Raw genomic sequence first — 12,193 nt, forward strand, 5'->3', positions numbered from 1 at the left:
GTATTTACCGAACCAATAAATTATTATGAAAATACTATTGAGTTTTTAGAACATTATTTGTGGATTTGCTGAAATGGATAATAAAAATTATGTTCTTATGAAAACTGAATGGTGTGATAGTGCGACATGTTGCTAATTGAAAAGATTAGCCACTAATTCGATTGAATTAGTAGAACTGATAATCTGAGAAGTCAAATGAAAGAGTAACGTCTTGAAGGGCTATTCTAATACTCCCAATAGCATTGTTATGAACAAGAATAAAAAATGTTATAAGCTCGGTGAAGTCGACTGAGAGTACACCCTAACTGGTCAAGCTGAGAAAATGCGAACTAGAGGTAGTCGAGTGTATGATAGGTCGGGAATCCACAAAATACTTATGGTAAGAATGGTCATGGATAAATAAATGACTGACGAAATTCCGAATGGAAGAGTCTAGAACTATACATGGTAGAAATATCATGCCTATTTAAAATATAGGGTTTGTGGGGATGAGTAAAATATATTACTATGAAAGTCCTTATACTGTTACAGGCAGTATCAAGCAAACAGGCTTAAAGGAATTACCTAAGAGTATATGCAAGGATACGATTATTCGAACATGGTAAGCTGATAACATTGAGGACTTGTTTCCAGTGAAGTGTTAGCAAGGAAAAATGCAAATTATAACTTGCTTTAATATCAGTGAAAGTAGTGGCACAGTACCTCCGAAACTTGCGAAAGCAAGTGGAGGGATAGCCACAAGTTAATATTTACATTAAAATTTATAAATACAATAATTATTAGGTTCGTGTAAGACTAAGAGAGATGAAAATCATGAGTTGAGTAATCGACTAATGGAAACAAAGGAAAAGAAGTTTAAAAAGAGACAACTGCTAAGGAATAATGAATATTATGATATTCAAAAAATATTTGATGAACTATATGAAAAAAGCTTAGATGGTAAGCGGTTTAATAACTTATTAAGTTTAATACTAAACGAACAAAATATAATATTAGCATACAGAAACATTAAGAAAAATAAGGGAGGTAAAACAAAAGAAACTAATGAAAATACAATTATAGAAATTGGAGAAAATAATCCCACAAAATTAGTACAATACGTAGTTGGTAGGCTTAGTAATTATAAGTCAAACCCTGTGAGAAGAGTTGAAATACCAAAAGAAAATGGTAAAACAAGACCTTTAGGAATTCCAACAATAGAAGATAGGTTGATCCAACAATGTATTAAACAAATTTTAGAACCTATATGCGAAGCTAGATTTTTTAATCATAGCTATGGATTCAGACCAAATAGAAGCACGCATCATGCGATAGCGAGAGCAATGACACTAGCTAATATAGGTAAATTACATTATGTAGTTGATATTGACATTAAGGAATTTTTTGATAATGTAGACCACAGTAAATTATTAAAACAGTTATGGTCTATCGGAATACAAGATAAAAATTTACTCTGTATTATATCAAAACTCCTAAAAGCTGAAATAGAAGATGTAGGGATACCAACAAAAGGTACTCCGCAAGGTGGCATTTTGTCTCCATTACTTTCAAATGTTGTTCTTAATGAATTAGATTGGTGGATAAACAGTCAATGGGAAATATTTAGAACTAAACATCAATATACACAATTAAATAAATATATAGCATTAAAAAGGGCGTCCAATCTAAAAGAAATGTATATAGTCCGCTATGCGGACGACTTTAAGATATTTTGTAGAAACCATAATACAGCGAAAAAAGCGTTTATTGCAATAAAACAATGGTTAAAAGAAAGATTAAACTTGGAAATAAGTCCAGAGAAATCTATGGTAGTAAACCTAAGAAAGAATTACTCCAATTTTCTAGGATTCAAGCTTAAATTACAAAAAAAGGTCAAAAACATGTAGTAAAATCACATATAAGTGATAAAGCTACTAAGAACATCGTAAAAGAAATCAAAGCAAAGATAAAAACTATGCAAAAACATCCTAATGTGAATAGTGTCAATAGATACAATGCAACAATATTAGGTATGCATAATTACTACACGGTAGCAACACATGTAAATATAGACTTTCATAAAGTATATTTCTTAGTCAGCAAGAGCTTAAATAATAGATTATACCGAATACGAAGTGACACTGGTGCAATATCCAAAACATATGAAAAATTCTATGGCAAATATAACTATAAAAAATGGTATATAGCAAGATTGATATTGTTTCCAGTAGCTGGAATTAAGACATCAAACGCTAAGAATCTCAATCAAGAAATTTGCAACTATACAGAAGAAGGTAGAAAAAGAATCCATGATAATTTAAGAGCGATAAATCATAAAATCTTGCATTATATCATGGAAAACCCTGTGCAAGGGCAAACCACAGAATATAATGATAATAGAATATCGTTGTATATAGCTCAAAATGGGAAGTGTAGTGTAACTGGTAAAATTTTAGAAATAGGAAATATGGAATGTCATCATAAGAAACCTAAAGAACTAGGCGGAAAAGATGAATACAAGAATCTTACTTTTGTATTAAAGGATGTTTACAAATTAATTCACGCTGTAGAAATAGAAATTATAGAAAAATACAAAGATATATTGAACTTAGATAAAAAAAGATTGGAAAGACTTAATAAACTTCGATTAAAGGTTGGAAATTGTATAATATAAATATATAAGTAAATATTGATGGAGCGCCGTATGAGTTGGAAACTCTCGTGTACGGTGCGGAGGAGGGGAAAAGGTAAAGATTACTTCAAAGCCTTACCTATTCTATTTAACAATATATGATATTATTGGTGTGTTATAATAGATTAATAATGTTTAATTTAAAATGGGGGGAATTACTTGAATAAGTTTTCTGGATTTGCAATTCTTGCTATAATACTTATTATTATTGGAGCGGGCTTGCTATTAAAAGATTTATATACATCATATAATCATGGGAAAAATATTATAAAAATAAAAGAAAGCAGGGGCTTAACTATTTTTTGGTTGGCGATATTAATATTTTGGTGCTTATCATCATGGTTTGACATAAGACTTTATATTCAATATGAGAAAAATAGTGGTATTAATAATATTTTTATTAATATATTTTGGATGGAATTTTCAATCTCCAATATAATAAAGGCATTGAGAAGTTCAGAAATAAGAGAAAATGGAATATATAAATCTGGATATTTTTATAAATGGTCTAAAATTCAGAATTATCGTTGGGTGTTGCCAAATACAATTGAATTTAAAGTTAATACATTTTTGAAAACTAATTCAACTCTTGAATTTACAATAAATGAAGAATATAAATTAAAAGTAGACGAAGTAATACAAAGAAATCTTGTTTTATAATTATCTTATATCAGTTAGTAAAAATAAATATCAGATTAAAATGTCACATTATTCAGAAGTAAAAGTGTGGCAGTTTTTAATGAATAATACCAATATAAAAGGAGGTAGAGCATGGATAATATAAGAAAAAGGCTATAATATATATAACTAATATTCGAGATGAAAACTATGTTAAATTAGATGGCTTCATAAAGCTAATGAAGATAGTAATACCACATATAATACATCAGTTTATGATAATAGAATTGAAAATTGTAATACAGTATTAGAAGCATTAGAAAAGCAAGTGCCATATAAGCTTACTAAAATAGATAATAATAAATTTGTTGATGAAAAATTTACTAACAATATAGTTCAAATTTATATATAGAGTTAAGCTATAACTAAACCAGGAGACGGAAAAAAAGAGGATATACTAAAATACATTTAGTGCAGTTAGTATTGCTTAGTTATATGAGATCACTTTTAACAACAGAAGAAATTAAAAAGTTTTTTAAACTTGCATTTAATGAAATTAACAATAATAATGATGATATATTATTGTAGGAAGAAACATATAAGATTTTTATAAAAATACAAGAAGAAAGTCTAAATGACTGTTTAATTCCATCATTAATACATGAAAATAGATTTAATGAAATAGTAAAGAAATTCAATTTGAAAGAAAAGATAAGAATAGGAGAGAATATTTTAAGCTAGCATTAAATAATATAATTCTAGTCGCTTTTATTATTCTAAAATAGAGATTTATAAATGGTATAAATTTAAGCTTCATTATATACTGTTTTGATTTATAGTATTTCTTTGAAATAATGCTCTTGTTTTATTTCATAAAATATATTAAACTTTATCAAGATATTGTATGTTAATTTAGATAAAGTAGGTATAAAGATTTCAATTCAGGAGGAAAGCTACCGTTATGGATAAAAATAAAATAATAATAATGAAGTTTAATAAGCATAAATATAAGGTTATGAATAAAAATACAAACAAAAGTACCGTATCTTTCTATACTTTAGGATGTAGGGTAAATCATTATGAAACTGAAGCAATGGCGGAAAAGTTTATAAGAGAAGGTTATGAAGTTACAGATTTTGAAAATTTTGCTGATGTTTATGTTATAAATACATGTTCAGTAACAAATATGAGCGATAAAAAGTCGAGACAGATAATAAGCAGAGCACGAAGAACTAATAAAAATGCAATAATTGCTGCAGTTGGCTGTTATTCTCAAGTATCACCAGAAGAAGTAGCGAAAATAGAAGGTGTAGATGTTGTACTTGGCACTAGAAATAAGGGAGATATTGTTTATTATGTAAACAAGGCTAAGGATGAACAAAAACCACAGTTAATGGTTGGGGAAGTTCTTAAAAATAAACAATTTGAAGATTTAAATATAGAAGAATATCAAGATAAGACAAGAGCATTTTTAAAGATACAAGATGGTTGTAATAGATTTTGTGCTTATTGTTTAATTCCATATACAAGAGGAACAACTTGTTCTAAAGATCCAGAAAAGGTATTGAATGAAATAAATAAACTATCTGAACATGGTTTTAAAGAAATAATATTATCTGGAATTCATACAGCTTCTTATGGAGTAGATTTAGAGGGAAATATAACGTTAATAACTTTATTAGAAGAAATTGAAAATATGGATGGGATAGAAAGAGTAAGAATAGGTTCTATTGAACCAAGCTTTTTTACAGATGAAGTGATTGAAAAGATGAAGCGTATGAAAAAGCTATGTCCACAATTCCATTTATCACTTCAAAGTGGATGCGATGCTACTTTAAAAAGAATGAATAGAAGATATACTGCTAAAGAATATGAAGATGCAGTTAATAGGATAAGAAAAAATTTAAAGGATGCATCGATAACAACGGATGTAATTGTTGGATTCCCAGGAGAAACAGATGAAGAATTTAATGAAACTTATGAATATTTAGAAAGAATTAAGTTAACTAAAACTCATATATTTAAATTTAGTCCAAGAAAAGGCACTAAAGCAGCAGATATGATTGATCAATTAGATGGTACTGTTAAAGAAAACAGAAGTAAGGCTTTAATTGAATTAAATGCAAAAAATGAAGGTGATTTTAGTAAATCTTTAGTTGGAAGAAATTTGGATGTTTTAATTGAACAAGAAGTTTCTAAAAAAACAGGAGTATTTGAAGGTTATACTAGAAATTACGTAAAAGTAGAAATATCTAATGGGAATGAGAATATGATAGGTAAAATAATTCCATGTAGCATAAAGGAAGCAAATGGTGATTATGTTATTGGAAAAGCATTATAAACTTTGATATAATAAATGAAAAGTGAATAAAAAATAAGTATATTTACTTTGTAAGTTTGCACCTAAATATATAATAGCAGAATTAAAAATAGTGCAACATATAATTAAGTGTATAAGCTTACTAAACTCGGTAGGAGTTTATTATATATAACTGTTAACTCTTAACTGATTTGAATGGGGGTGAAATTTATGGAAGATTGTTTATTTTGTAAAATTGCAAAGGGAGAAATTCCAAGCAAAAAAGTATATGAAGATGATAAGGTGTATGCTTTTTATGATATAAATCCAGAAGCACCGATTCATTTTTTAGTTATACCTAAAGAGCATATTCAAAGCGCTAATGATTTTAATGATAATAATATTAATGTTATTTCACACATATTTAAGGTTATTAATAAATTAGTAGTTGAACTTAATATGGCTGATAAGGGATATAGAATTATCAACAACTGTGGTGAAGATGGAGGACAGACTGTAAATCATATTCATTTTCATGTACTTGGAGGTAGAAGTTTGCAATGGCCACCAGGCTAAGAGCAAGTTAGAAATATGTTGAGATTTTTTCTTAATTTCTTGACATTGTTTGATTAAATATTGTATAATATAGCATGTGTTATTAAGCCCATAGCTGAGTTAATATAAGCTAGCGGAGGGAGGGATATTAAATGTCAGAAATTAAAGTTGGAGAAAACGAAACACTTGAAAGTGCGTTAAGAAGATTTAAGAAAAAATGTGCTAGAGCTGGGGTTCTTTCGGAAGTTAGAAAGAGAGAACATTATGAAAAGCCAAGCGTTAAGAAAAAGAAGAAGTCAGAAGCTGCTAGAAAGAGAAAGTTCAAATAATGATGTTTTCTTTTGAAAGAAGGTACAAATATGTCAGCAATTAAAGATAGATTACAAGATGATTGGAAAGCTGCTTTAAAAGCAAAAGATAAATTCACGGCTAGTGTAATTAGTACAGCTAAAGCTGCATTATTGATAGTTGAAAAAACTGACAATAGAAAGCTTGAAGAGGATGAAGTTATTAGTATATTAGCTAAAGAAGTCAAGCAAAGAAGAGAATCTATGCTTGAATTTGAAAAGGGTAATAGACAAGATTTAGTAGATCAGTGTAATGCTGAAATAGAAATTTTGTTAAAATACCTTCCTCAGCAGTTAGGTGAAGAAGAAATAAAACAAATAGTAAAAGAATCAGCTGAAGAAGTGGGTGCAAATAGCATTAAAGATATGGGAAAAGTTATGTCAGCTGTTAGACCTAAAGTAGTAGGAAAAGCTGATGGCAAGCTTGTAAGTGAGATTGTTAAAGAATATTTAAATAATAAATAGGAAAAGAACTCAAGATTTTCTTGAGTTCTTTTTTTTATCTTAAGATGTAGAAAATTGGACAAAAAAGCATAATAAATTTTGATCTATGAATATTTTTTTAGATCAAGTACACTAATGAAAATAAAAAATGAATTAATTATTCTTTATTCAAAGGGATTTTGGTTTTTAAATATCCCCTGGTTACGAAGATTTAATGAATTAATTTTCTAATCCTATCATAAATTAAAATGAAGAAGTTTATATAGGAGGAAAGGATGGAAGAAAAAATTCAAAAAGGAAAAGAAAAAATACTTAATAAATTAAATTTTCCAAGAGATATTTCATTGGAGCTACCAAAGATAATAGTTGTAGGAAATAGGGAAATTACAATTGAAAATCATAAAGGCATTATATTTTTTGAAAATAATATGGTTAAAATAAATTCTAGAATAGGAGCTATATTAATAAAAGGTGAAGAGTTTGAGATACTTTTTATTGCTGAAACAAGCATTACTATAAGTGGAATTTTTCAAGGTATCTCATATGAAGGGTAAAACGCATGTTTAATAAAAGAAAATTAGGACAAGTAACCATAGAAGTAAATATTTTGATGCCAGAAAAAATATTAAATGTACTTTGGGATAATGAAATTTATACTTGTAATATTGTAAAGGTTGATTTAGCAACAATTAGATTTACTATAGACATTGAGGATTATAAAGAAGTAGAGGAATTAATAAAAAAATATAAAGGAAAAGTAAGAATAGTTAATACAAGTGGTATAATAGTATTACTTATGAAAATGAAAAGAAAAATTTCGTTAGTAATTGGAGCAGGATTATTTTTTATAGTTATATATATATTATCTAATTATATATGGGCTATAGATATACAAACACAAAAAAATTTATCTCCATTTGAAATAAGGCGTCAGCTTTCAACAATTGGAATTAAACCAGGATTAAGTAAATCTCAAATTAATGTGCGTGAATTAGAAAAACAAATGGAGAATTTAAATGCAGAAATAATGTGGATTAGAGTTAGAATAGAAGGATCAACTTTAAAATTAATTGTAAAGGAGAAAGTTAATCCGCCATCTATAGAAAAAGTATCATTTAATCAAGTTGTGGCTAAAATGGATGGAGAGGTAAAAAGAGTATATACTAATTCAGGGAATCCAGCAGTAGTACCAGGGAATATAGTTAAAAAAGGTGATAATTTAATATTACCTATTCAAGGGAGGGAAGGTTTCCAAATAGAAGTAAAGCCTAGTGGAACAGTTATAGCAAATACATTTTATGAAAAATTTATGGAAATTCAAATAAGTGGAGAAAAGCTTGAGAGAACAGGAAAGCAAAATAGTGATGTTTATTTAAACATATTTGGGAAAAAATTTTACTTAAAAAAAGCTATAAATGGATTTGTTTATTATGATAAAATAGAAGAAAGAAATGGATGCTTTAACAAAATAATATATTTTGAAAAAAAAGGCAAGACGATAAATTTAGATGAAGATAATACAGTTAAGGAAGCTAAAGAAAAATTGGAAGCTTCACTGAAGAAGACACTGAGTAACGATTCTAATATTATAGATAGTAAGGTTACAGTAGAAGAGGTTAAAGAAGGAACCATATTGGTTAAAGTTATATTTACTGTAGAACAGGATATTGCGCAAAACATATCATAAGACATATTTTTAAAATAAATTTATATGTCTAACAATTTATTATGGGATGAAAAGGTGAATAACATGAATATAAAACAAAATAATGAAAATAGAAATAGCAGAAGTCAAAGAATTACATTATTTATAATTGTATTTATTATAGGTTATTTATTGCTTATCACTGCAATAACTCCAAAGCAATATAATTTAAAAGTAGGTGAAATACCTAGAGTAGATATTAAAGCTCCAAGAGACATAGTAGATGAAAAAGCTACTAAAGAAAAGCAAGAACAAGCGCTAGAAAAGGTTGGAGAGCAGTATACATCAAAAACAGAAGTTAAAAAAGGTGCAGAAGATGATATCAAAGCCTTGTTTGAAAAACTTATAGAAATAGCAAGTAATTCTAATTCAGCAACTGGAATAAAAGATAGTGATAAAATAACTGAATTAAATAAATTAACAGAAATTAAGTTAACAGAAGATCAAGCTAAAGTGTTAATAGGCATTCCAAAAGAAAAATTAACAGATTTAGAAGTTAAAATAATTTCTATAATTGATAAAGCATATGAAAAAAATATAAATGAAAATGATGAAAATGCTGTTAAAAGTGCAAGAGACCTTGCAACAACCAAAATAGATGAGTTGAACTTAGATGTGGGCGTATCTAATATATTAAAAACAATTATTTCAGCTAAAATAAATCCTAATGTTTTTTATGATAAAGAAAAAACAGAAGAAAAAATACAAGAAGTTCAAAAAAATATATCAAAAGTAGTAATAAAACAAAATCAAATTATAGTAAAAGAAGGGGAGCCAGTAACACAAAGTCAAATAGATATCTTATCAGAACTTGGAATGTTAAGTGATCAAAATGAAGCAGGTTATTTGTATGTATATCTAGCTCTTGCAGTATTTTTAGCTATGATATTATTTCTTCAATATAGTTACATTAAATTAAATTATAAAGAAATATTTAAGAATAATAAAAAACTTATTTTAATAAGTGTTATAAACTTAATAGCCTTAATATTAGCTAGAACTATAGGTATTATATCACCTTTTTTAATTCCTTTTGCTTGTGCTCCTATGATGCTTACTCTGCTTTTAAATTATAAATTAGCATTTGTGGTTAGTAGTTTAAATATAATTTTGATAGGTGCAATAAACGGATTTGATATTCAAATTATGATATTAGGAATAGTGAGTTCTATACTTGGGTCTACCTTATTAAAAAAGATGCAGCAAAGAAATGAACTTTTATATTCGACTGTAAATATTGCAATTGTTAACACTGTACTTACATTATCTACAGGTATATTAATATCAAGTAATTTTATTGATGTATTAATAAAGAGCGTAATAACCATTGTAGGAGGTCTTTTATCAGGAATATTTGCGTTAGGTATTTTGCCATTTCTAGAAGGAACATTCAATGAAGTTACAACTTTGAAATTGCTAGAATTATCAAATCCTAACAATCCGCTTCTAAAAAAATTATTAATGGAAGCACCAGGGACATATCATCATAGTATGCTTGTTGCTAATATTGCTGAAATGGCAGCAGAAGAAGTTGGTGCTAATTCAGTAATTACAAGAACAGGATGTTATTATCATGATGTTGGAAAAACAGAAAGACCATACTTTTTTGGTGAAAACCAAATGGGAGGGGAAAATCCTCATATTAATATACCACCTAATTTAAGCGCGATGATAATAAAATCTCATGTAAAGGATGGACTTGAATTAGCAAAAAAATATAAACTTCCGCAGGTAATTCAAGATATTATAGTGGAACACCATGGAACAACATTAGTAAAATATTTTTATTATACAATGAAGAATAATTCAGAAGATCCTGAAAAAATAAAAGAAGAAGATTATATGTACGAAGGTCCTATACCGAGTTCAAAAGAGGCGGGTATAGTTATGCTTGCAGATAGTGTTGAAGCTTCTGTAAGGTCAATTAAAGAACCTAATAAAGAGAAAATAAATGAGATGGTGAATTCCATAATTACTGATAAGTTATTATCAGGTCAATTAAATAATTGCAATTTGACTTTAAAGGATATAGAAAAAATTAGGGTGTGTTTCCGAAATGCACTAAATGGTATATATCATCAAAGAGTAGAATATCCAAAAGAAAAAATAAAAGACCTAAATAGTGAAGAAAAAGAAATCAAAACTAGGGAGTAAATGAAATTAATGATTTATGTAGATAATAGACAAAATAAACTAGAAGTTACAGATAACTTTGTAAATAAATTAAATGAAGTAATAGAATTTGCATTGAAAGAAGAAGAAGTGGATATAAAGTGTGAAATTTCATTGTTATTTGTAGATAATGAAGAAATTAAAGGAATTAATAACGATACTAGGGGAATAAATAGAGAAACTGATGTATTATCTTTTCCGATGTTAGAATATGAAGATAAAAAGGTATTTAAAGAAATATATAAGGGGCGTAAACTTTCTCCAGTTGACTTTGATGGAGAAGAGCTTGTACTTGGGGATATAGTACTTTCTTTAGAAAAGGCATTAGAGCAAAGTAAAGAATTTAATCACTCATATGAAAGAGAAGCAGCATATTTAGTAGTACATTCAGTATTACATCTTTTGGGATATGATCATATGGAGGAAGACGAAAAAAATGTTATGAGAAGGAGAGAGGAAGAAATATTAAATAAGCTTAGCATAACTAGAGGTTAATATAAGATATGAATTATATAAGTGTTAATTCTTAACTGAATAAAGTGGGTGGTTAAATGAAAATTAAAAAAACATTGGAAAGTTTTAATAATGCCATAACTGGGATTATAGATACTGTTAGAACAGAAAGAAATATGAAAATACATTTAATTGCAGCTTTAGGTGTATTAACTGTAAGTTTTTTCTTTGATATAAGCAAATATGAATTTCTTATTTTAGTAGTTACTATAACAATGGTTATAGCAGCGGAATTAATAAATACAGCCATAGAAGCAGCGATAGATATGACTACTAATTATTATCATCCACTGGCTAAAACAGCTAAAAATGCAGCAGCAGGAGCTGTGTTAATTGCAGCTATTAGTGCCTTGTTAGTTGGATATGTTATATTTTGGGATAAATTATCTAGTTTTTCCTTTGATGTAATTAGGAAAGTTAAAAATTCAGAACCATACACCATGCTTATTGTATTAGTAATAGTTTGTATAGTAACGATAATAGCAAAGGCAATCTTTGGTGAAGGAACACCTTTAAAAGGAGGAATGCCAAGTGGGCATAGTGCACTAGGATTTTCTATAGCAACGGCAATATCGTTGATAACAGAAGAACCTATTTGTATATTACTAAGCTTTTTATTAGCATTTATAACTGCACAAAGTAGAGTTGATTCTGAAGTCCATAGTATTTCCGAAGTAATAGTTGGAGGAATTTTTGGAATAATATTAACGTTATTCATTTTTACATTGTTTAGACTTTAAGCTTGAAGAAAAATAAGTCGCATTAAAAATATTATTTAGGAAAAAGTCTTAAATAATATTGCACATTGTCAATTAACTTATAAATAGAGTATACTATTTGTAAAGTGGCATAATGTTAATTAAGCTTTT

The 12,193-nt window shown here is 27.8% G+C and carries 13 protein-coding genes; all 13 read left to right on the forward strand.

What is annotated here, in order from left to right; all coding sequences use genetic code 11:
* Positions 1-833: 833 nt before the first annotated feature.
* The 13 genes from ltrA (at position 834) to CLPUN_RS17595 (ending at position 12,064) form a co-directional block, all read left to right on the forward strand.
* Positions 834-1,886, forward strand: coding sequence for a group II intron reverse transcriptase/maturase (gene ltrA / locus CLPUN_RS29405; protein ID WP_341425750.1), 1,053 nt, complete (start codon positions 834-836; stop codon positions 1,884-1,886).
* 86 nt (positions 1,887-1,972) lie between these two features.
* A complete protein-coding gene (locus tag CLPUN_RS29410) occupies positions 1,973-2,653 on the forward strand; it encodes an HNH endonuclease (RefSeq protein ID WP_341425752.1) in 681 nt (226 codons plus the stop codon).
* A gap of 177 nt (positions 2,654-2,830) precedes the next feature.
* Positions 2,831-3,331 carry a DUF5673 domain-containing protein gene (locus CLPUN_RS17545; RefSeq protein ID WP_077848539.1) on the forward strand — a complete coding sequence of 167 codons (501 nt, stop codon included), beginning with the start codon at positions 2,831-2,833 and terminating at the stop codon, positions 3,329-3,331.
* Positions 3,332-3,784: 453 nt separating this feature from the next.
* Positions 3,785-3,877: a hypothetical protein gene (locus CLPUN_RS29670; protein ID WP_423237307.1), complete on the forward strand. Its 93-nt coding sequence runs from the start codon at positions 3,785-3,787 to the stop codon at positions 3,875-3,877.
* Between the two features lie 397 nt (positions 3,878-4,274).
* Positions 4,275-5,630: a tRNA (N(6)-L-threonylcarbamoyladenosine(37)-C(2))-methylthiotransferase MtaB gene (mtaB, locus tag CLPUN_RS17555; RefSeq protein WP_242954174.1), complete on the forward strand. Its 1,356-nt coding sequence runs from the start codon at positions 4,275-4,277 to the stop codon at positions 5,628-5,630.
* Positions 5,631-5,819: 189 nt separating this feature from the next.
* Positions 5,820-6,164 carry a histidine triad nucleotide-binding protein gene (locus CLPUN_RS17560; protein ID WP_077848541.1) on the forward strand — a complete coding sequence of 115 codons (345 nt, stop codon included), beginning with the start codon at positions 5,820-5,822 and terminating at the stop codon, positions 6,162-6,164.
* 131 nt (positions 6,165-6,295) lie between these two features.
* Positions 6,296-6,472 carry a 30S ribosomal protein S21 gene (rpsU, locus tag CLPUN_RS17565; RefSeq protein WP_003371500.1) on the forward strand — a complete coding sequence of 59 codons (177 nt, stop codon included), beginning with the start codon at positions 6,296-6,298 and terminating at the stop codon, positions 6,470-6,472.
* Positions 6,473-6,502: 30 nt separating this feature from the next.
* The gene (locus CLPUN_RS17570) at positions 6,503-6,955 is read left to right on the forward strand and encodes a GatB/YqeY domain-containing protein (RefSeq protein WP_077848542.1); all 453 of its coding nucleotides are present in this window, start codon (positions 6,503-6,505) and stop codon (positions 6,953-6,955) included.
* 254 nt (positions 6,956-7,209) lie between these two features.
* On the forward strand, positions 7,210-7,488 hold the full coding sequence (gene yqfC, locus CLPUN_RS17575; RefSeq protein ID WP_077848543.1) for a sporulation protein YqfC: 279 nt from the start codon (positions 7,210-7,212) through the stop codon (positions 7,486-7,488).
* Positions 7,489-7,493: 5 nt separating this feature from the next.
* On the forward strand, positions 7,494-8,621 hold the full coding sequence (gene yqfD, locus CLPUN_RS17580) for a sporulation protein YqfD (RefSeq protein ID WP_077848544.1): 1,128 nt from the start codon (positions 7,494-7,496) through the stop codon (positions 8,619-8,621).
* A gap of 63 nt (positions 8,622-8,684) precedes the next feature.
* Positions 8,685-10,793, forward strand: coding sequence for an HD family phosphohydrolase (locus CLPUN_RS17585; protein ID WP_077848545.1), 2,109 nt, complete (start codon positions 8,685-8,687; stop codon positions 10,791-10,793).
* A gap of 9 nt (positions 10,794-10,802) precedes the next feature.
* Positions 10,803-11,306, forward strand: coding sequence for an rRNA maturation RNase YbeY (ybeY, locus tag CLPUN_RS17590; RefSeq protein WP_077848546.1), 504 nt, complete (start codon positions 10,803-10,805; stop codon positions 11,304-11,306).
* Between the two features lie 56 nt (positions 11,307-11,362).
* Positions 11,363-12,064: a diacylglycerol kinase gene (locus tag CLPUN_RS17595; protein WP_077848547.1), complete on the forward strand. Its 702-nt coding sequence runs from the start codon at positions 11,363-11,365 to the stop codon at positions 12,062-12,064.
* Positions 12,065-12,193 lie beyond the last annotated feature (129 nt).

This window comes from Clostridium puniceum (genome assembly GCF_002006345.1).
Taxonomy (GTDB): Bacteria; Bacillota; Clostridia; order Clostridiales; family Clostridiaceae; genus Clostridium; species Clostridium puniceum.

Coding starts and splice junctions, on each gene's coding strand:
- yqfD (WP_077848544.1), top strand. CDS start 7,494: ATGTTTAATAAAAGAAAATTAGGACAAGTAACCATAGAAGTAAATATT.
- ybeY (WP_077848546.1), top strand. CDS start 10,803: ATGATTTATGTAGATAATAGACAAAATAAACTAGAAGTTACAGATAAC.
- CLPUN_RS17570 (WP_077848542.1), top strand. CDS start 6,503: ATGTCAGCAATTAAAGATAGATTACAAGATGATTGGAAAGCTGCTTTA.
- mtaB (WP_242954174.1), top strand. CDS start 4,275: ATGAAGTTTAATAAGCATAAATATAAGGTTATGAATAAAAATACAAAC.
- CLPUN_RS17595 (WP_077848547.1), top strand. CDS start 11,363: ATGAAAATTAAAAAAACATTGGAAAGTTTTAATAATGCCATAACTGGG.
- CLPUN_RS17585 (WP_077848545.1), top strand. CDS start 8,685: ATGAATATAAAACAAAATAATGAAAATAGAAATAGCAGAAGTCAAAGA.
- CLPUN_RS17560 (WP_077848541.1), top strand. CDS start 5,820: ATGGAAGATTGTTTATTTTGTAAAATTGCAAAGGGAGAAATTCCAAGC.
- rpsU (WP_003371500.1), top strand. CDS start 6,296: ATGTCAGAAATTAAAGTTGGAGAAAACGAAACACTTGAAAGTGCGTTA.
- yqfC (WP_077848543.1), top strand. CDS start 7,210: ATGGAAGAAAAAATTCAAAAAGGAAAAGAAAAAATACTTAATAAATTA.
- CLPUN_RS29670 (WP_423237307.1), top strand. CDS start 3,785: ATGAGATCACTTTTAACAACAGAAGAAATTAAAAAGTTTTTTAAACTT.
- ltrA (WP_341425750.1), top strand. CDS start 834: ATGGAAACAAAGGAAAAGAAGTTTAAAAAGAGACAACTGCTAAGGAAT.